Origin of the sequence: Gordonibacter sp. An230, assembly GCF_002159915.1 — a bacterium.
GTDB lineage: Bacteria > Actinomycetota > Coriobacteriia > Coriobacteriales > Eggerthellaceae > Rubneribacter.
This window is the reverse complement of the sequence record NZ_NFJP01000070.1, coordinates 1-740: the sequence shown is the minus strand read 5'-3', so window position 1 is coordinate 740 and position 740 is coordinate 1. Positions and strand designations below refer to the sequence as shown.

Sequence of the window (740 nt, the reverse complement as noted above, 5' to 3'; positions counted from 1 at the left end):
TGGGAGGAGCTGCTCGATGCGGGGCCCGTCGGAAGGGAGTCGAACTTCTTCGAGCTGGGCGGCGACAGCCTCATGGCATCACGAGTCATCGGCAGAGTGCGGGCACTCGGATACGAGGATGCTCGCCTTCAGCTTCTTTTTGATACGGAAAATCTAAGTGAGTTTTGCAAGACGCTCAGGAAAAGAGAAGCTCCCCCAAAGCAGGAAGCTCTCATTGAGGTAGATCCGTCAAAAGAATACGAGAGTTTTCCTTTGACGGAAATACAACACGCTTATCTGGTGAGCCGCGGAGACTCATCCAGCCAAGCCACCGTTGGCACAACCTACTGCCAGATATTCGCAGTAGACGAAATCGATCTTGATCGGCTTGATGCTGCATGGGGCAAAGTGCAGAAGAGACACGGAATGATGAGAGCATCGGTCGAAGAAGACGGAACTCAATCCATTGCACCGTCTTCCAAAATCGGACACATAGAGCGAGCTGAATGCGCAAATAGCTCTGAAGCAAAGCAGCAACTCGAAGAGATTAAACGTACTGTATTCGCATTGGCAAAACCCCCTCTTCATCGCGTGGTCTCAATTTCTTGGCATGAAGAATCAGGAAAGCAAACTCGACTTGTATTCTGCTTCGACTATACGGTGCTTGACGCACTTAGCGTTATGACCGTTCTCGCCGAACTGGCCGAACTCTACGAGAACCCCGGGGCCGACCTCCCCGGCATCGGCCTGACGTTCAGGGA

General features: G+C 52.3%; 1 protein-coding gene. It reads left to right on the top strand.

Annotated elements, in window-relative coordinates; all coding sequences use genetic code 11:
* A partial coding sequence (locus tag B5F40_RS15715) for a condensation domain-containing protein (RefSeq protein ID WP_239443097.1) occupies positions 1-740 on the top strand: 740 nt, incomplete at both ends.